Source organism: Paraconexibacter sp. AEG42_29, assembly GCF_040581415.1.
Taxonomy (GTDB): Bacteria; Actinomycetota; Thermoleophilia; order Solirubrobacterales; family Solirubrobacteraceae; genus Paraconexibacter.
This window is the reverse complement of sequence record NZ_CP114014.1, coordinates 3,707,091-3,724,901: the sequence shown is the minus strand read 5'-3', so window position 1 is coordinate 3,724,901 and position 17,811 is coordinate 3,707,091. Positions and strand designations below refer to the sequence as shown.

General features: G+C 73.3%; 21 protein-coding genes. 11 read left to right on the top strand and 10 right to left on the bottom strand.

Translation table 11 applies throughout. The features are described from left to right. Window positions 1-9 precede the first annotated feature (9 nt). Window positions 10-495 carry a helix-turn-helix domain-containing protein gene (locus DSM112329_RS18110; RefSeq protein WP_354697956.1) on the top strand — a complete coding sequence of 162 codons (486 nt, stop codon included), beginning with the start codon at window positions 10-12 and terminating at the stop codon, window positions 493-495. A gap of 19 nt (window positions 496-514) precedes the next feature. Here DSM112329_RS18110 and DSM112329_RS18105 read toward each other — a convergent pair whose 3' ends face one another. After that, window positions 515-850: a hypothetical protein gene (locus DSM112329_RS18105; protein ID WP_354697955.1), complete on the bottom strand. Its 336-nt coding sequence runs from the start codon at window positions 848-850 to the stop codon at window positions 515-517. 71 nt (window positions 851-921) lie between these two features. On the opposite strand from DSM112329_RS18105, the gene DSM112329_RS18100 reads away from it, so the two are divergent. The 7 genes from DSM112329_RS18100 to DSM112329_RS18070 all read left to right on the top strand — a co-directional run bounded on the left by DSM112329_RS18100 (window position 922) and on the right by DSM112329_RS18070 (window position 6,111). Next, entirely contained in the window at window positions 922-1,866 is a 945-nt protein-coding gene (locus DSM112329_RS18100) for a LysR substrate-binding domain-containing protein (RefSeq protein ID WP_354697954.1), read from the top strand. Between the two features lie 368 nt (window positions 1,867-2,234). Continuing rightward, window positions 2,235-2,648, top strand: coding sequence for a GFA family protein (locus DSM112329_RS18095; RefSeq protein ID WP_354697953.1), 414 nt, complete (start codon window positions 2,235-2,237; stop codon window positions 2,646-2,648). 94 nt (window positions 2,649-2,742) lie between these two features. Then, entirely contained in the window at window positions 2,743-3,930 is a 1,188-nt protein-coding gene (locus tag DSM112329_RS18090) for an alkane 1-monooxygenase (protein ID WP_354697952.1), read from the top strand. Next, window positions 3,930-4,097: a rubredoxin gene (locus DSM112329_RS18085; protein ID WP_354697951.1), complete on the top strand. Its 168-nt coding sequence runs from the start codon at window positions 3,930-3,932 to the stop codon at window positions 4,095-4,097. Before DSM112329_RS18090 ends, DSM112329_RS18085 begins: the two co-directional genes overlap by 1 nt. Window positions 4,098-4,102: 5 nt before the next feature. After that, complete coding sequence (locus tag DSM112329_RS18080; RefSeq protein WP_354697950.1) at window positions 4,103-4,714, top strand: TetR family transcriptional regulator; 612 nt, start codon at window positions 4,103-4,105, stop codon at window positions 4,712-4,714. Window positions 4,715-4,759: 45 nt separating this feature from the next. Continuing rightward, window positions 4,760-5,722, top strand: coding sequence for a zinc-binding dehydrogenase (locus DSM112329_RS18075; RefSeq protein WP_354697949.1), 963 nt, complete (start codon window positions 4,760-4,762; stop codon window positions 5,720-5,722). Continuing rightward, complete coding sequence (locus DSM112329_RS18070; protein ID WP_354697948.1) at window positions 5,719-6,111, top strand: nuclear transport factor 2 family protein; 393 nt, start codon at window positions 5,719-5,721, stop codon at window positions 6,109-6,111. Before DSM112329_RS18075 ends, DSM112329_RS18070 begins: the two co-directional genes overlap by 4 nt. Window positions 6,112-6,134: 23 nt before the next feature. Here DSM112329_RS18070 and DSM112329_RS18065 read toward each other — a convergent pair whose 3' ends face one another. Then, complete coding sequence (locus DSM112329_RS18065; RefSeq protein WP_354697947.1) at window positions 6,135-7,103, bottom strand: hypothetical protein; 969 nt, start codon at window positions 7,101-7,103, stop codon at window positions 6,135-6,137. 110 nt (window positions 7,104-7,213) lie between these two features. Here DSM112329_RS18065 and DSM112329_RS18060 point away from each other — a divergent pair, with 110 nt between their 5' ends. From DSM112329_RS18060 to DSM112329_RS18050, 3 genes are read left to right on the top strand one after another with little or no spacing between them, the layout of a single operon-like run. Further along, window positions 7,214-8,248, top strand: coding sequence for a tocopherol cyclase family protein (locus DSM112329_RS18060; RefSeq protein WP_354702495.1), 1,035 nt, complete (start codon window positions 7,214-7,216; stop codon window positions 8,246-8,248). Next, entirely contained in the window at window positions 8,245-8,790 is a 546-nt protein-coding gene (locus tag DSM112329_RS18055; protein ID WP_354697946.1) for a hypothetical protein, read from the top strand. Before DSM112329_RS18060 ends, DSM112329_RS18055 begins: the two co-directional genes overlap by 4 nt. Continuing rightward, the gene (locus DSM112329_RS18050) at window positions 8,787-9,140 is read left to right on the top strand and encodes a DUF2200 domain-containing protein (RefSeq protein ID WP_354697945.1); all 354 of its coding nucleotides are present in this window, start codon (window positions 8,787-8,789) and stop codon (window positions 9,138-9,140) included. Before DSM112329_RS18055 ends, DSM112329_RS18050 begins: the two co-directional genes overlap by 4 nt. An 8-nt stretch (window positions 9,141-9,148) precedes the next feature. Here the strand turns inward: DSM112329_RS18050 and DSM112329_RS18045 are convergent, their stop codons facing one another. From DSM112329_RS18045 to DSM112329_RS18010, 8 genes are all read right to left on the bottom strand, one after another. Next, the gene (locus DSM112329_RS18045; RefSeq protein ID WP_354697944.1) at window positions 9,149-9,778 is read right to left on the bottom strand and encodes a methyltransferase domain-containing protein; all 630 of its coding nucleotides are present in this window, start codon (window positions 9,776-9,778) and stop codon (window positions 9,149-9,151) included. Between the two features lie 11 nt (window positions 9,779-9,789). Continuing rightward, window positions 9,790-11,316: a CoA-acylating methylmalonate-semialdehyde dehydrogenase gene (locus DSM112329_RS18040; RefSeq protein WP_354697943.1), complete on the bottom strand. Its 1,527-nt coding sequence runs from the start codon at window positions 11,314-11,316 to the stop codon at window positions 9,790-9,792. Window positions 11,317-11,370: 54 nt separating this feature from the next. After that, on the bottom strand, window positions 11,371-13,191 hold the full coding sequence (locus DSM112329_RS18035; RefSeq protein WP_354697942.1) for an NAD+ synthase: 1,821 nt from the start codon (window positions 13,189-13,191) through the stop codon (window positions 11,371-11,373). After that, window positions 13,188-13,640, bottom strand: a complete 453-nt coding sequence (locus DSM112329_RS18030; RefSeq protein ID WP_354697941.1) for an NUDIX hydrolase — start codon at window positions 13,638-13,640, stop codon at window positions 13,188-13,190. The genes DSM112329_RS18035 and DSM112329_RS18030 overlap by 4 nt, the downstream gene beginning before the upstream one ends. Further along, on the bottom strand, window positions 13,637-14,278 hold the full coding sequence (locus DSM112329_RS18025) for an isochorismatase family protein (protein WP_354697940.1): 642 nt from the start codon (window positions 14,276-14,278) through the stop codon (window positions 13,637-13,639). The genes DSM112329_RS18030 and DSM112329_RS18025 overlap by 4 nt, the downstream gene beginning before the upstream one ends. A 34-nt stretch (window positions 14,279-14,312) precedes the next feature. After that, a complete protein-coding gene (locus tag DSM112329_RS18020) occupies window positions 14,313-15,698 on the bottom strand; it encodes a nicotinate phosphoribosyltransferase (protein WP_354697939.1) in 1,386 nt (461 codons plus the stop codon). 103 nt (window positions 15,699-15,801) lie between these two features. Continuing rightward, window positions 15,802-16,512, bottom strand: coding sequence for an NUDIX hydrolase (locus tag DSM112329_RS18015; protein ID WP_354697938.1), 711 nt, complete (start codon window positions 16,510-16,512; stop codon window positions 15,802-15,804). A 39-nt stretch (window positions 16,513-16,551) separates the two neighbouring features. Continuing rightward, the gene (locus DSM112329_RS18010) at window positions 16,552-17,811 is read right to left on the bottom strand and encodes a helix-turn-helix domain-containing protein (RefSeq protein WP_354697937.1); all 1,260 of its coding nucleotides are present in this window, start codon (window positions 17,809-17,811) and stop codon (window positions 16,552-16,554) included.

Genomic DNA, 17,811 nt, shown 5'->3' with positions numbered 1-17,811 from the left:
TGCAGGTCGATGCTCGGGAGCACCTACACGGACCAGACCTGCTCCATCGCCCGGTCCCTCGAGGTGGTCGGTGAGCGCTGGACGCTGCTGATCATCCGGGACACCTTCCTCGGCATCCGGCGGTTCGAGGACATCCAGCGCGACCTCGGCATCGCCAGGAACGTCCTGACTGCGAGGCTCGAGCACCTGCTCGAGCACGACGTCCTGGAGCGCCGGCAGTACCAGGACCGGCCCGCGCGCTTCGAGTACTTCCTGACCGAGAAGGGCCTCGGGCTCTGGCCGGTCATCCACTCGCTGATGTCCTGGGGCGACGAGTTCGCGCCCAGCCCCGGCGGCCGGCCGACGATCTCCACGCACCGCGGATGCGGCGGAGAGCTCAACGCCGACCGGGTCTGCCAGGCCTGCGGCGAGCTGGTCAGCTCGCCGCGCCAGTCCGAGGCGATCGCCGGCCCCGGCGCGGCCGAGGGGCATCCGCTGCTGTCGAAGGCCGGCTGAGGCCGCCGAGCCGCACGGCTCAGGTGAGCGCGCGACGTCCGCGCACGCTGAGGCCGATCCGCCCCGCGCCTCGCAGCCCACCGGGTGACCGGGCGGGGCCGCGCAGGTGCTCGGCGCGCATGCGGAGCAGGGCCACGAGAGCAGCGGTCGGCGTGAAGGGATCGGCGACGACGGCGCCGGTGCTCAGGCTGATCGCCGCGGCAGGGACGCCGTCGACGGTGCCGATCAGGTGCGGTCCGGCGGGCACGGCGCTGCTGTCGAGGGCCGCAAGGCGGACGATCGTGGCGGAGTCGTCGGGGGTCGCGGTGCGGATCGCGACGGACTGGGGGGCGGGGGCGGTGTGTGTTTGGCTCATGACAGGAATGTTCCTCTCCATGAGCCATCAGTACAAATGACATTCGACGGCATGTCATATAAGATGTGCTGATGCTCGACGTCCGCCGTATGCGCGTCCTAAGGGAAGTTGCCCAGCGCGGGTCGTTCTCGGCCGCAGCCGAGGCGCTCGCCTACACCCAGTCGGCGGTCTCGCAGCAGATCGCGGCGCTGGAGCGGGAGGCGGGGACCAAGCTCGTCGAGCGCAGCGCCCGCGGGGTCCGCCTCACGGACGCCGGTGCGGTGGTCGTCCGCCACGCGGACGCGATCCTCGCGCGCCTGGCGGATGCCGAGGCCGAGCTCGAGGCGATCGCCGGCCTGCGGGGTGGGCGCCTGCGACTCGCGGCCTTCCCGAGCGCCGGCGCCTCGGTGATGCCGCGCGCCATCGCCGCGTTCCGCGACCGCCACCCGGCCGTCGAGCTCACCCTGCAGCCCGCAGAGCCGGACGACGGCGTCGCGCTGCTGCGGGCCGGTGAGGTCGACATCGCCCTGATCATCGCGACGGCGGCCGACGCGGGGACGTGCATCTACGGCGACTCGATCGAGGAGCACCACCTGCTCGATGACCCGATGTACGTGATCCTGCCCGAGACGCACGCGCTGGCGCATCGCCGGTCCCTGCGGCTGGAGGACCTGACCGACGAGCAGTGGATGCTCGGCTCGACCGGGAGCTGCCCGGACGCGTCGATCTTCCTGCGCGCCTGCCAGACGGCCGGTTTCGACCCGCGGATCGCGTTCGCGTCCAACGACTACCCGTCGATCCAGGGCTTCGTCGCGGCGGGGATGGGCCTGGCCTTCGTGCCCGACCTCGCGCTGATCAACCTGCGCGACGACGTCGTCGTGCGCTCGCTCGGCGCCCGCCCGCCGGTGCGCCGGATCCTCGCGGCGACCCTCGGCGGCTCCTACTGCTCACCGGCCCGCGAGGCGATGCTCGAGGTCCTGGTCGAGATCAGCGCCGACTTCGGCGCCGCCCGGCGCGAGCTCTCGCTCGCCTCCTAGCTCCCGGCTCGCGAATCGCCGCTTGACGGCCCTCGTTGGTGGGGGGCGCCATGACCCCAGAGCGTCGTCCGGCAAAGCGAGGGACGAGCGTGCCGAAGCGGCGGGGTCGTGGCGGTCCCCGCCTGCCACCTGACCCGTTAAGCAAGATGAGCGGACGACTCTTGTCCGCTCAGCGCCTGCCGATCACACCCACCCAATTAATACGAGTCCCAGGACCTAATTGATGTGGCGTGCCTGGGGAATAGACACTCCCGCCACGGCGAACCATGACGAGTTGGGGTGCGTCGGATTCCCACTCTAGCGTGCCGCTCGCCCGCGCGCGCAAGCTCGACTTGCTTCTGGTGCCCGGAGCGGCGAGGCTCGCCCCCATGCTCACCGGACACTGCCTCTGCGGCCAGATCACCTACCAGGCCGACGCCGAGCCCGCGCTCGTCGCCAACTGCCACTGCACCGACTGCCGTCGCCAGACGGCATCGGCCTTCTCGACCGTCGTCGGCGTGCCCGCGCCGTCGTTCACCGTCACCGGCGGCGAGCTCGCCGAGTTCATCACCACAGGGACCGACCACGGTCAGCCGACCCAGCGCAAGTTCTGCGGCAGCTGCGGCACGCCCATCGTCAGCGTCTCGTCGGCGATGCCGGACCTCGTGTTCATCAAGGCGGGGTCGCTGGACGACCCGACGGTTGTCGAGCCGCAGCTCGAGGTGTGGACCGAGTCCGCCCTGCAGCAGTGGGCCATCGGCGAGGGCTCGGGCAAGCCGGCGTTCGCGCGCGGCCCGGGCTAGGCGCCTTCGCCGGCGCGCTTTACACCTGATACGCTCGCTGTAAAGCAGGCAGGCGCGACGACCTGCGCCTGTCAACGGCGATCGGGAGGGCAGGATGGAAGCAGCGACGATGCGGCCGGCGCAGGAGCCGGCGACCGAGGACGGCATCACCTGGCGCGACCCCAAGCGCTACCTGTGGCTGCTCGGCCTGCTGGTCCCGACGCTGCCCTTCCTGGCCCTCGGCCTCGTCGCGGCGACCGGGCTCGGCGTGTTCTGGTGGTTCGGGCCGATGTTCATGTACGTCGTCCTGCCGCTCCTGGACACCTTCGTGGGCAGCGACGAGGCCAACCCGCCGGAGGACGTCGTCAAGCAGCTGGAGGCCGACCGGTACTACCGCTGGTGCACCTACCTGTACATCCCGCTGCAGTACGCGGGCCTGGTCTTCGCGTGCTGGATGTGGGGCAGCGGCGAGCTGTCGACGCTCGAGAGCCTCGGCCTCGCGTTCACGGTCGGGACCGTCGCCGGCATCGCGATCAACACCGCCCACGAGCTCGGCCACAAGCGCAAGAACGGCGAGCGCTGGGCGTCGAAGGTCGCGCTCGCGCAGACGGGCTACGGCCACTTCTTCATCGAGCACAACCGCGGGCACCACGTCCGCGTCGCGACGCCGGAGGACCCTGCGTCCTCGCGCCTGGGCGAGTCGTTTTACGCCTTCCTGCCGCGCACGGTCAGCGGCAGCCTGAAGTCCGCGTGGGAGCTCGAGAAGATCCGCCTGGACCGGGTCGGCAGCCGCACGTTCACGATCAGGAACGACGTCCTGAACGCCTGGCTCATGACCGTCGTCCTGTTCGGGGTGCTGGTGGCCGCGTTCGGGGTCGAGGTCCTGCCGTACCTGCTCCTGCAGGCGGTCTTCGGCTTCTCGCTGCTGGAGGTCGTGAACTACCTGGAGCACTACGGCCTGGTGCGCCAGAAGCAGGACGACGGCCGCTACGAGCGCTGTCGTCCCGAGCACAGCTGGAACTCGAACAACACCGCGTCGAACGTGCTGCTGTACCACCTGCAGCGGCACTCCGATCACCACGCGAACCCGGTCCGGCGCTACCAGGCGCTGCGGCACTTCGACGAGGCGCCGGAGCTGCCGAGCGGCTACGGGACGATGATCACGCTGGCCTACTTCACCCCGCTCTGGCGCCGGGTGATGGACAAGCGCGTGCTGGACCACTACGACGGCGACGTGACCCGCGCGAACATCTCGCCGCGCCGGCGGGCCAAGGTCGTGCGCCAGTACGGGGGGACGGCCTGATGGCGGCGTACGAGTGCCCGGGGTGCGGGTACGTCTACGACGAGGCGACCGGTGCGCCGCGCGAGGGCTTCCCCGCGGGGACCGCGTGGAGCGAGGTCCCGGACGACTGGGCGTGCCCCGACTGCGCGGTCCGCGAGAAGGTCGACTTCCAGGCGGCGAGCTCATGACGCGCGTGCCCGCACCTTCACGCCCGTCGTTCGCCGAGGCCACCCGCGAGCTGCTGCGCACGCGGGTGCTCGACGGCGCCGACGACCTGCTGCGCGAGCGCACCTGGTCGGCGATCTCGATGGCCGACATCGCCAAGGCTGGCGGCGTGAGCCGGCAGACGGTCTACAACGAGTTCGGGTCACGCGAGGCGTTCGCGCAGGAGTACGTCCTGCGGGAGGCCGATCGCTTCGTCACCGCGGTCCGGGACTGCGTGCTGGAGCACTCGGGCGACGCGCGCACCGCGGTGGAGGCCGCGTTCCGCCTGTTCCTGGAGGCGGCCGCCGAGCGACCGCTCATCCGCGCCATCGCCGGCGGTGACGGCAGCGACGGGCTGCTCGCCCTCGTCACCACCGACGGCGGGCCGGTGCTCGGGATCGCGACCACGCGGCTGGCGCTCGTCATGCACGAAGGCTGGCCCCAGGCGCCCGCCCCCGACACGCAACTGCTCGCCGAGACGGTGGTCCGGCTTGCGATCAGCCACGCCGCGCTGCCGACCGCCGACCCCGAGCAGACCGCCGCCGCGGTCGCCCGGCTGCTCGCCCCGTTCGTCGACCGCGTGCTGCGACCCGCGAGCTGACGGAGCACCGGCCGTGGCGGCGACGCCCGGCATAGACTCGACGCCATGAAAGCCGTCTATGCCGCTGCGCCGAACCCCGACGACCCGCTCGCCGGGCTGACGATCGGGGACCGGCCCGAGCCCGAGGTGCCGGACGGGTGGGTCGCCGTGAACGTCAAGGCGGCCACGCTCAACATGCACGACCTCTTCACGCTCCGCGGCGTCGGGATCCGGCCGGAGGCGTTCCCGATGATCCTCGGCTGCGACGGTGCGGGAACGCTCGACGACGGCAGCGAGGTCGTCCTGCACGCGGTCGTCTCCGAGGACTGGGCCGGCGACGAGACGCTGAACCCGAAGCGCTCGATCCTCACCGAGGTCCACCAGGGGACGTTCGCCGAGCGCGTCATCGTCCCCGCCCGCAACGTCCTGCCCAAGCCCGAGGCCCTGAGCTTCGGCGAGGCCGCCTGCATGGGAACGGCGTGGCTCACCGCCTACCGGATGCTGTTCGTGAAGTCCGGCCTGCGCCCGGGCCAGACGATGCTCGTGCAGGGCGCCTCCGGCGGCGTCGCGACCGCGCTGATCGCGCTGGGCCGGGCCGCAGGCATGCGGGTCTGGGCGACCGGCCGCAGCGAGGAGAAGCGCGCCCTGGCGACCGCACAGGGGGCCGACGCGGTGTTCGAGTCCGGCGCCCGCCTGCCCGAGCGCGTCGACGGCGTGTTCGAGACGGTCGGCGGCGCCACCTGGTCCCACTCGGTCAAGGCGCTCAAGCCAGGCGGGGTCATCGTCATCTCCGGCACCACCACCGGTGAGCCCAAGGCCGCCGAGCTGCAGCGGATCTTCTTCCTGCAGCTGCGCGTCATCGGTTCGACGATGGGCACGCGCGACGAGCTGCAGGACCTGCTGAGCTTCTGCGCCCAGCAGGACATCCGGCCGCAGATCGGCCGCGAGCTGCCGCTGGACCAGGCGGAGGAGGGCTTCCGCGCCATGCTCGACGGCGAGACCGCCGGGAAGATCGTGTTCACCCAATGAGCCATCCGTTCAAGACCGCCGTCGAGTCCTGGGACTTCGACGCCATCCCGGCCCTGCTGGCGGAGGACGTCGTCTTCCGCAGCCCCGTCGCCTTCAAGCCCTACCACGGCCGCGCGATGGTCGGCGCGATCCTGCTCGGGGTCTCGCGGGTGTTCGAGGACTTCCGCTACGAGCGTGAGGTGGGGGGTGAAGGTCCTGGTGTCCACGTCCTCGAGTTCAAGGCCCGCGTCGGTGACGTGGACGTGCACGGGGTCGACATCCTGACGACCGGGGACGACGGACTGATCACCGAGCTCACGGTGATGGTGCGCCCGCTGTCCGCCGCGAACGCGGTCGCGGCCGCGATGAAGGTCCAGTTCGCGGCGATCATGGAGAGCCCGCCGGGCTGACCGACATCGCGCCGCGGCGCCGGTCAGCGCGGCGGTGCGACGTCCTTCAGTCGTGCCGGGCAGCGCGCCGGGATCCAGCCGTACATGCGTTTCCGATGTCCGGCGGCCGTCGCACCGGTGCGGATCGCGACGTAGCGCCAGAGCAGCGTGCCGTCGCTGTTGGGGTCGCAGTACGGGAACGCGTCGAGCGTGACGACCGGTGTCCCGACCTTGACCATCCCGCGGGCGATGCCGCCCGCGCTCACGTCCGTCGTGTTCGAGGAGAAGTACAGGACGTTGCCGAACTCGGGCTTGGCGTCGTACTCGGTGACCGTGTTCAGCGTCCCGTCGCCCAGGCGCGCGTGGGCTGCCTTGCCGACGTTCGGGCTGCGCAGCTGCCGCACCGCGTTGCGCTCCTTCAGCGCCGGGCCGCAGCCGGTCCCGCCGCCGCGCTGGCCGACGAGGGCGTCGAAGGCGGCCTTCCCCGACGGGGTGGTCCGGTCGAGCGCGGCCTGGTCGACGAACGCCTGCGTCCCCGAGGCGCGGGCCTTCAGCGCCACGATCTGCATCAGGAAATGCGAGCGGTCCTGCTGCGGATCGGCGGCGCAGCCCCGGCCGCGGCTGTTGGCCTGCGCCACGCCGTAGGTCCTGCCCGCCGTGTCGGTCAGGGTCATGTAGCCGTTCTCGTTCGCGCTGACCCGGCCCATCGGCTGGCCGAGCGAGTCGAGCAGCGGCCAGTCGCGCGCCCCGCCGGCCGCGGGGTTCGGCGCCAGGCCGCGCAGCCGGTTCGTGATGGTCACCTCCTGGTCGTGCAGCGCACGGAAGGCCTTCCGGCTGAGGTCGGGGGCGCCGTTGCGCCCCACGCGGCAGTCCGCCACCTTGTGCCCCTTCGGCGGCAGGCAGGTGCGCCCCATGTAGGCGTTCTTCGCGGTGCTGGTGGCGGCGACCGCGCAGGCGGTCAGGCCGACCAGCAGGCTGGAGAGGGCGAGCGCGATCGCGACGGAGCGGGGCATCGGAGAGGGAACGGCCCGGGCCGGACATGGTGACGGCGGGCGGGCTCCGGCACACCCGCGGCCGAGCGTACCCCGCCCCGGCCGTGTGTTTCCCCGGCGCGTCGGGCAAGATGGGCGGGATGCTGAGCCGCTACCGCGCCACGGGGGCCGATCTGCCGTTCGGTGATCCCCTGCGCGCGCACGGGGTCGCGATGGAGGGGTACTTCTGGCGACTGAGCGATCCCGCGTCGGGCCGCGTGATCGTCGCGCTCTGCGGGGTGCACCGCGGACGCGCCGGGAAGACCTGGGCCAACGTCGCGCTGGCGTCGCACCCGGGCGGGACGGTGGCCGCCGCCGACGTGGACAGTGCCTTCGCCGATCCGCAGGCGCTCGGGGTGCGTGCCGGTGACGGCGTCCTGGACGCCGATGCACGCGGTGTCCGTGTCGACCTTGGCCCGGACGCCCGCCTGGATCTGCGGCTCGACGACGTCCGGCCGTGGTCCCGGCGCTCGCTCGGCGGCCTCGGCATCGGGCAGGTGGCGCCGGTCCTGAGCCAGCACTGGCACCCGTACGTGCTCGGCGCGCGCGCGTCCGGCACCGCGCAGGTGGGCGGCGAGGCCGTCGACCTCGCGGGTTTCAGGGTGTACGCGGAGAAGAACTGGGGCCGCGAGGGCTTCCCGGAGCAGTGGTGGTGGGGGCAGGCGCAGTGCTTCCCCGAGGGGGATACGTGCGTCGCGTTCGCGGGCGGGACCGTCGCGGTCGCCGGCCTGACGACGACGGCCAGCGCGGTCGCCGTCCGGCTCGGGGACCGGCTCATCCGCCTCGGCGACCCGGTCCTGTCGCGGGCCCGCGTGGTCGCACGCGACGGCTCGTGGTCGCTCAGGGCGCGCGGGCCGCGGTACAGCGTCGAGATCGAGGCGACCGCAGGCCCGTCGGACGCCCATGTCCTGCCCGTCCCGCTGCCCGCGAGCGGCTACAGCGTCGCCGGGGCGCTGCAGCACTTCGCGGGCGAGCTGCGGCTCGTCGTCCGCCGGCGGGGCCGCGTGCAGTTCTCGGGGACCTCCCCGCTGGCGGGGCTGGAGCGCGGCGGCGTCGAGCAGCTGAAGACCGAGATCGCGCGGCGCCGGGCGACCGACCAGGTGACCGCCGAGGGCGCCGCGACATGAAGCAGGCCGAGCTCGACCGCTGGCTGCCGGACCCGTCGATCCGCACCCGGCATCGGCGCGTCGCGCGGGCCGACCCGGACGCCGTCTGGGACGCGGCGGCGTCGCTGCGCATGGACCAGACCCGCACCCTCGGGCGCCTCGTCCAGTGGCGGATCCCAGGGACGCCGCCGGACATCGGCTTCCGCGGCCTGCTCGCGTCCCACCCCTTCACCGTGCTCGACGAGGGCGAGCGCTGGTCGGTGTCCGGGCTCTGCGGCCGGATCTGGACCACACGGGACGACTACCCAGACGTCGACGCCGAGCAGTACCTGACGTGGGACGAATCGGGGACGGTCCGCGTCCTGTTCGCCAACTGGGTCCAGGAGGAGCCGGACGGGCGCAGCGCGATCGTCAGCGAGGCGCGCGTGCAGCCGACCGACCGCCGCGCGCAGTGGGCGCTGAAGGCCCTGTGGGTGACGGTCAGCCCGTTCGAGCGGCTGATCGGCGCCGAGCCGCTGTCGCTGGTCGTCCGCATGGCCGAGGAGAGTTCCGCCACACCATGAAGAAGCACCGGATCTACACGACGAGCTTCGGCAGCGTCTACCCGCACTACGTCGCCAAGGCCCAGAAGAAGGGCCGCACGCAGGCGGAGGTCGACGAGATCGTCCGCTGGCTCACGGGCCACAGCGAAGACGGGCTGGCCACCGTGATCGCGGACGGGACGGACATGGAGACGCTGTTCGCTCAGGCCCCGCGGATGAACCCGTCGCGGAGCCTGATCACCGGCGTGGTCTGCGGTGTCCGCGTCGAGGACGTCGAGGAGCCGACGATGCAGGAGATCCGCTACCTGGACAAGCTCGTCGACGAGCTCGCGCGCGGCAAGGCGATGGAGAAGATCCTGCGGACGCCGTGACCGGGCGCTCAGGCGCGCGCGGTCCCCAGGATGTGGGGGAGGCCGACGCGGTCGCCCGGTCCGGGGCCGGAGACCAGGCGCCGGTAACGCTCGACGGTGAAGCCGGCCGCCCGGATCGCCGCCCCGGTGTCCCGCGCCAGGTGGCAGCCGGCCCCGACCGTCGGCCAGACGTGCGTGCCGTCCAGGACCCGCTGCAGCCCGGCGCCCGCCGTGCTGTCGGCGATCACGTGCTCGTAGAACCGCAGCTCGCCGCCGGGCCGCAGGACGCGGCGGATCTCGGTCAGCGCGGCGCCCTGGTCGGGGACCGAGCACAGCACCAGGCAGACGACGGCGACGTCGAACGACGAGTCGGGGGCGGGGATCGCGGCGGCCGTCCCGTCGACGACCTCGATGGCCGGCGCGGGCGTCTCGGCGGCGGCCTCGCCCAGCCGGTCGCGCAGGAACGGCTCGGGCTCGACGGCCAGGACCGACGTCACCCCCGGCCCGTAGAACGGGAAGTTCAGCCCGGTGCCGGCGCCGATCTCGACGACGCTCCCGGACGCGCCGGCCAGCAGCTCGCGCCGGTGGCTGCGGGGGACGGCCTTCGGCGCGAGCGCGTTCCAGACGCGGGCGAAGACGGGATGTTCGGTGGCGGCCATGGCAGCGCCGATCAGGTCTGGGTCGGGAAGCCGTAGTCGACGCCGTGCGCGCGCTCCGGCCAGCGCTCGGTGACGACCTTGCCCCGCGTGTAGAACAGGACGCCTTCGCGGCCGTGCACGTGCAGGTCGCCGAAGAGCGAGTTCTTCCAGCCGCCGAAGGAGAAGTACGCCATCGGCACCGGGATCGGGACGTTGATGCCGACCATGCCCGCGGTCACGCGCGAGCGGAACTCGCGCGCGGCCCCGCCGTCGGCGGTGAAGATCGCCGCCCCGTTGCCGTAAGGGTTCGCGTTCACGAGGGCCAGCGCGTCCTCGAAGGAGGCAGCGCGCAGGATGACGAGGAGCGGTCCGAAGACCTCGTCCTTGTAGACGTCCATCGCCGGGGTGACGTGGTCCAGGACGGTCGGCCCCACGAAGAACCCGCCCTCGTGGCCGGCGACGACGAGCTCGCGGCCGTCGAGCGCCAGCGTCGCGCCTTCGTCGGCGCCGCGGCCGGCGTAGGCGGCGACGCGCTCGCGCGCCTCGGGGCTGATGACGGGGCCCATCTCGCTGCCGTCCGCCGCCCCCGGCCCGACGGTCAGCGCCCGGGCCCGCTCGACGACCGCAGCGGACAGTGCGTCGCCCGCCTCGTCGCCGACCGTGACCACCGCGCTGATCGCCATGCAGCGCTGCCCGGCCGAGCCGAACGCCGCAGACGCGATCGCGTCCGCCGCCACGTCGAGGTTCGCGTCCGGCAGGACGACCGCGTGGTTCTTCGCGCCGCCCAGCGCCTGTGCGCGCTTGCCGTGCGCGGTCGCCGTCTCGTAGACGTGCTTCGCGATCGGGGTGGAGCCGACGAACGACACCGCGTCCACCTCCGGATGGGTCAGCAGCGCGTCGACCGCGACCTTGTCGCCCTGCACCACGCTGAAGACGCCGTCCGGCAGCCCGGCCTCGGCCAGCAGCCGGGCCAGGATCAGCGACGCCGACGGGTCCTTCTCGCTCGGCTTCAGGACGAACGCGTTCCCGCAGGCGATCGCGATCGGGAACATCCACATCGGGACCATCGACGGGAAGTTGAACGGCGTGATGCCGGCAACGACGCCGAGCGGCTGGCGGTAGCTCGTGGAGTCCACGCGCGTGGAGATCTGCTCGGACGCCTCGCCCTTCATCAGGTGCGCGATGCCGCAGGCGAACTCGACGACCTCCAGGCCGCGCTGGACCTCGCCGCGGGCGTCGTCCAGCGTCTTGCCGTGCTCGGCGGTGACGGTCCGCGCGACCTCGTCGGCGCCCGCCGCGAGCAGCTCGCGGAACCGGAACAGGACGCCGCTGCGCTTGGCGAGCGAGGCCTGCGACCAGTCCGCGAACGCCGTGCGGGCGGCGACGACGGCCCGGTCGACGTCGGCAGCCTCCGCCAGCGCCACCCGGCGGGCGACCTCGCCGGTGGCCGGGTCATAGACCGGCGCGAACCGCGTCGCGTCCTCCTCGGCGCGGCCGGCGATCCAGTGGCCGACGGTGGCCAGGTCGGCAGAGAGGGCGGGCTGCTCGGCGATGCTCATCCACTGACCGTAACGCGCCGGCCCGTGCCGGATCGGCGGACGGGCTCGCGGCGGTCACTCCTCCGGCAGCGGATCGACCGGCGGCAGCCAGCGGTTCGCGATCGGCATGCGCCTGTCCCGCCCGAACGCGACCGGCGTGATCTTGACCCCGGTCGGCGCCTGCCGCCGCTTGAACTCGGCGCCGCGGATCAGGCGGGCGGCGAGCGCGACCTCCCGCGGGTCGTGGCCGAGCGCGACGGTCTCCCGGACGCCGCGGCGCTCCTCGACGAGCGCCCGCAGGATCGGGTCCAGCCGCTCGTAGGGCGGCAGCGACTGGTCGTCGCGCTGGTCGGGCCGCAGCTCGGCGGAGGGCGGCCGGGTGGCGATCCGCTCGTAGACCGCCCCGCCCGGGCCGTCGACCAGGCCGGCGCGCCAGTGCGCGAGGTCGAAGCACAGCAGCTTGGGGACGTCCTTCAGCGGGTTGAAGCCGCCGGTCATGTCCCCGGCGTAGGTCGCGTAGCCCGTGCTCATCTCCGACTTGTTGCCGGTCGACAGCAGCATCGCGCCGTGGCGGTTGCTATAGGCCATCAGGACGATCATCCGCGCGCGGCTCTGCGTGTTCTCGTTCGCGACGTCGAAGACACCGGTGTCGAACAGCCCGGCCCCGGCCAGTGCGTCCGTCGCGGCCTCGTAGACCGGTGCGATCGGGATCGTCGCGCACAGGGCGCCCAGCGCCTCCGTCAGCGCCCGGGCGTCGTCCTGGGTCGCCGTGCTGCTGTGTGGGCCGGGCATGACGATGCACTGCACGTTGCCCGCGCCGAGCGCGTCGCAGGCCAGATCGGCGACCAGCGCGGAGTCGACGCCGCCCGACATGCCCAGGACCACTCGCTCGAAGCCCTGCTTGTGCAGGTAGTCGCGCAGCCCGAGCCGCAGCGCGCCCCAGACCTCCTCGAGGCGATCCGGCCGGGGACGCAGCGGCGCCGGCGGACCCACGCGCTCGACCGCTTGCAGCTCGAGGGTGGCCACGGTCGGGATCGTCGCGGCGGGCAGGTCGCGCAGGCGGATGTCGACGTGCCGCGCGGCCCGCGCGGCACCGAGGTCGAAGTCGACGACGACGAGGTCCTCGGCGCAGTGATCGCCACGGGCGATCAGCCCGCCGAGGTGGTCGACCGCGAGCGAGCCCCCGTCGAAGACCAGCTCGTCCTGGCCGCCGACCAGGCCGGTGTACGCGATCGCGCAGCCGCTGTCCGCCGCGCGCTGGCCGACGAGCCGCTCCCGGACGTCGAGCTTGCCGTGGTGGTACGGCGACGCGGACAGGTTGACCACGAGCTGCGCGCCGCCCCGCGCGCAGTCGGCGACCGGGCCGGCCGGGACCCAGAGGTCCTCGCAGATCGTGATGCCGACTTTCCAGGGGCCGAGGCGCAGCAGCCCGCCGCCGTCGCCGGCCGCGAAGTAGCGCCGCTCGTCGAAGACGCCGTAGTTCGGCAGATGGGTCTTGGCGACCACGCCCTGGATCGCGCCGTCGGCCATGACGACGGCAGCGTTCACGAGTCGGTCGCGGGCGTCGTGCCAGGGGCAGCCGACGATGGCCACGATCCCCTTCGAGTACGCGGCGGCGAGGCGCGCGCACTCGTCCTGGCAGGCGCGCACGAAGTCATGGTGCAGGAGCAGGTCCTCCGGCGGGTAGCCGGAGATGGCCAGCTCGGGCGCGACGACGAGCTGCGCGCCCGCGGCCTGGGCACGCTGGATCAGCATCGCGAGGCCGGCGGCGTTCGCGGCCGGGTCCCCGACGACCGCGTTCTGCTGCGCGAGCGCGACCCGCAGCAGCGGATCGGCGGCGGGCGCGCGGCGGGGCAGGTCGCGCGGGACGGGGTGTGCGGTCTCGTCTGCGGTCATGGCAGCCGATCCAGAAGGGCCAGGCCGCGCGCGAGGATCTCCGCGTGGTCGAAGGCGAGGTCCGGGACGGCGTCCGTGGCGAACAGCTCGGCGGCGCGGGCGTCGTCGCTGGCCTGCGGCGAGGGCGCCTCGTGCAGCTCGACCGCGAACGCGGCGCTGATCGTCCAGCCGCGCGGATCGCGGCCGGGCGCGCTGAAGACGCCGATGAGGTGCAGGTCGTCTTCCGCGACGGTCACGCGCGTCTCCTCGAGCAGCTCGCGCACGGCGGCCGCCTCGACGGTCTCCTTCGCGGCGTCGCCGGAGCGGTCGCCGTCGACGAAGCCGCCGGGGAACGCCCACGCGCCGGCGAACGGCTCGCCGCCGCGCTGGATCAGCAGGACGCGACCGGCGTGGCGGACGACGAGGTCCACGGTCATGGCCGGCCGGGGGTGGGGATAGGAGAACGTCATGCGACCGCCGCCACCGAGTCGGCGATGTCCGCACCGGCGGCGGCCATCTGCGCGATCGCCTCGTCCGGGGTCGGCAGTCCGTCCCCGCCCGGGATGCCGACGACCCCCGGCGTGTACACGAGGACCTCGAAGCCGGCGGCCCGCAGGTCCAGGACCGTGGCCAGGACGCAGACGTTCGTCACGTAGCCGGTCACGACGAACGCCGTGATGCCGGCCGCACGCGCGCGGTCGACGATCCCGCGGCCGGCGTCGTCGTGCCCGCGCGTCATCGAGTACTCGATGTCGTCGTTCGTGCGGCCCTTGCCGAAGAACCAGCGCCCGCCGGCGTCCTCCGTGACCAGCGGCGCGATGCGCTCCTCGAGCTCCGCGCCCACCGTCCCGGCGACGCAGTGCCGTGGCCACGGCGCGTCCGGTCCCGTGAACTCGGGACAGTCCTCGCGGTGCTCGTCCCCGCATGCGGCGACCACGAGCCCGCGGCCGGCGTCGCGCTCGCGCCGGATCAGGTGCTCGGCCAGCCCGACGATGCGCGGGATCGCCGCGAGGCCGCCGGGGGCGGGCAGCTCGCCGTGCGGGCCATCGAGGAAGCCGTTCTGCGCGTCGACGATGGCGAGCGCGGTGGTGGCGGGTTGGATGGGCATGGCCGGCTCCTTGGTCGCTTGGTGTCAGGTCGGGTCAGGCGAGGGTGGTCCCGCGGACCTCGGCGGTCAGCCGGACCAGGACCTCGCTGTGGGCCAGCGGGAGGGGCTCGGGGTCGACGAGCCGCCCGGCGGCGGGCGGCAGCGTCGCGAGCTCGGTGGCGCAGCGGTCGCGGGCGGCCTGCAGCGGCTCGGTGCCGATGCCGACGCGCTCGCCGCGGCGCAGCGCGGGCTCGAGCAGCGCGCGCATGCCGGCGGTCCGCGGCCAGGTCTCCTCGACGAGGCAGAGGACGTCGCCGTCCGGGCCTCGCCACGCTTGGTGGGCGCCCGGGACCGACGGCTTGCCCGCCTGGCGCTTGGCGACGTATCGCGGGCCGTCCGGGGCATGGCGCTCGACGGTCTTGTAGACGGCGCCGGTCGAGGGCGCGTCCTCCACGACCGCGAGCTTGGTCCCGATGCAGAGCACGTCGACGGCGCCGGTGAAGTCGCGCAGCGCGGTGATGCGGTGCTCGTCGAGGTCGCCCGAGACGAAGATCCGGGCGTTCGGCAGGCCCTCGGCGTCCAGGATCGCGCGGACCTCGGCCGCCAGCGGGCCGAGCGGGTCACGGTCGATCCGCACGCCCAGCAGCGGGACGCCGGTGTCGCGGGCGGCGCGGGCGGCGTTGCGGGCGCCCTCGGCGACGTCGAACGTGTCGATCAGCAGGACCGAGCCCTCGGGGTTGTCACGCAGCCAGACGCGGAAGGCCTCGAGCTCGCCCTCCGGTCCGCCGAACTCAAGGATCCAGGCGTGGGCGGTGGTGCCCGTGACCGGGATCCCGTAGCGGTATCCGGCGCGCTCCAGCGACGTGCCGGCGAACCCGGCGATCCAGGCGGCGCGGGCGGTCAGGAGCCCCGCCTGCGGGCCGTGGGCCCGGCGGGCGCCGAACTCCCACGCCGGGAGGTCGCCCGCGGCCTGGACGATCCGCGCGGCCTTGGTCGCCGCGCCGACCTGCTGGTTCAGGATCGACAGCATCACCGTCTCGACGAGCGTCACCTCGGGAAGCGGGCCGCGCAGGCGCAGCAGCGGGACTCCAGCCGGGACGATGGTCCCCTCGGGCACGGCGTCGACGTCGCCCGTGAAGCGGAAGGCGCCGAGCCACCGCAGGAACTCGTCGGTGTAGACGCGGCGGCCCGACGGGTGCTGCTCGGCCTGAAGCCACGCCAGCGCCTCGGCGGGCACGGCGCCGTCCTGCAGCACCTTGAGCGCCTCGTCGAGGCCGGCGGCGACCAGGTAACCGCGCTGGGCGGGCGGCTTGCGCAGGAAGAGCTCGACGGTGCTCTCGTGGGTGCGGCCGTCGGCGAGGTGCGCCTGGGCCATCCGGAGGCAGTAACGGTCCTCGTCGAGGATGTCGGCGAGCGGCTGGTGGGGGAGGGGAAGGGTCATCGCTGGTGTCCTTTTCCGTTTCCCTTCAAGTTGAAGGGAATTGCGTACCGCCATGATGGCACGCCGGAGTAATAACTTCAAGTTGAAGGTAATACTCCGTCACTCACGACATCCGCTTCGTGTACGCGCGGCCCCAGGCCGGCGTCCGTTCGCGGAAGCGCCAGACCGACGCGTTCGCCCCGGGGCCGGGACCCGACCGGCGCGGCGGACCGTCGCCCGGCTCGACGAGGCCCGTCAGGTTCAGGTCGCGGCCGAAGTTGCGCGGGTTCGGGGTGATCCCGCTGATCGCCGTGAAGACGCGCCGGGCCTCGGTGAACGTGAACTCCGCCGGCAGCAGGCCGACCGCGATGTTGCTGAGCCAGAGCTTGCCGCGGGCGAGCTCGAGCCCGGCCGCGATGATGTCCGCGTGGTCGAACGCCAGCGGCGGCAGGTCGTCGACGGGGTGCCACGCGGCGTCCGAGTCGTCGGGAAGCTCGCTGGCGGGGACGAGCGCGAGGTAGGCCACCGACCACAGCAGGCCGCGCGGGTCGCGGCCGGGCGCGGCGAAGACGCCGATCTCCTCGACGTAGGGCTCGGACAGGCCCGTCTTCTCGGCGAGCTTGCGCAGTGCGGCCTGGCGCGGATGCTCGGCGTGCCCGCCCGCCTGGTCGAAGTCCACGAACCCGCCGGGCAGGCCGTGCATCCCGGCGTACGGCTCGGACACGCGCGGGACGAGGAGCACGAACAGCTGCTCGCCGATGACCGTCAGCACGACCGGGTCCGCGGTCGCGCCGACGAGCGTCGCGTACCCGTCGGAGTTCGTGGCGGTCTTCATCCCCTTCATCGTGAAGGCGATCGTACCTGCCTGCCGGCGTCACTCCGTCGTCTGCGCTCGCAGGCCGTCGAGGCCGTCGAACAGCCGCAGGGCGAGCTCGAGCTCCAGCCGGCGGTCGTCGAGCGGGTGCCCGATGAGCTCCTCTGCGCGCTTCACGCGGTACGTCACCGTGTTCTGGTGGATGCCGAGGCGGCGCGCGGTGCGGGACGGGCTGAGCCGCTCGTCGAGGTACACCTGGATCGTCGCGCGCAGGCGCCGTGCGCTGTCGCTGTCGGCGCCGAGTCCGGCGAGCTCGGTGACGGCCAGCTCGGCTGCCTGCTCGGGGTCGGCGCTGATCAGCGAGGTGAGGGCGACCGCGGGGAAGCGCAGGAGGGTCCCGGGGCGGTAGCCGAAGATGTCGCCGACGCGGCGCGCGGCCCGTGCCTCGCGGTGGCTGCGGCACATGCCCTCCAGGCCGCGGTGGATCCCGCCGATGGCGGCTCCGGCGCGATCGCCGAGCGCGGCCGACCGCGCCGGCAGCCGGTCGGACAGCTGCGGCCCGGTCGTCCACACCCAGGCGGCGTGGTCGCCGACCGGGAGGATCAGCGAGTGGGTTCCGCCGAGCTCGGCCGCCAGCTGCTTGGCGACCGACGCGAGCGGCACGGACTGGTGCGGGACGGCGCCGCCGAGATCACGCCATAGGATGAACGCCAGCTGCGTCGCGGTGACGTCGTAGCGCAGCGTGGTGGCGACGGTGTCCGGGTCAAGCGGCGCGCCGGCCACGATGGCCTGGACGAGCTCGGCCTGCACCGCCGCGGCGCCGCGCAGCCACTGGCCGCGCTCGGCCTCGTAGTCCTCGACGAGCTGCGTGCAGACGATGTCGATGTACGCGAAGGTCCGCTGCGCAGCGCCGGACAGCACGCGCCAGCGGATGTCCGGGTCGAGGTCGATCGCCGACGCGGCCCGTTCGAACGTCTGCTGGAAGAGGCCGTGCCCGAGCCGGTAGGACCGCAGCAGCGACGCGAGGGGCAGGCCGCGGTGGACCAGTTCGTGTGCCCAGGCGATCGCGTCCGGGGGCGGGGTGGACGCCTCGGCCGGCGCGCCGCTCTGCAGGTTGTTCAGGATCTCGACGACGTTGCTGGTGCAGCTGCGGACGAGGCCGGCGAGGAAGTCCTCGTCGGTGGTGCTGGTCAGCTCTGGGATGGCCGACTGCAGTCGCGCGCCCATGAGCCGGCCGAGGTCGTCCGCCGAGATGGTCGCGGCCACCTCGGCGATGCGGCGGTCGACGACCGTCTGCAGCTCCTGCTCGTCCCGGCTCAA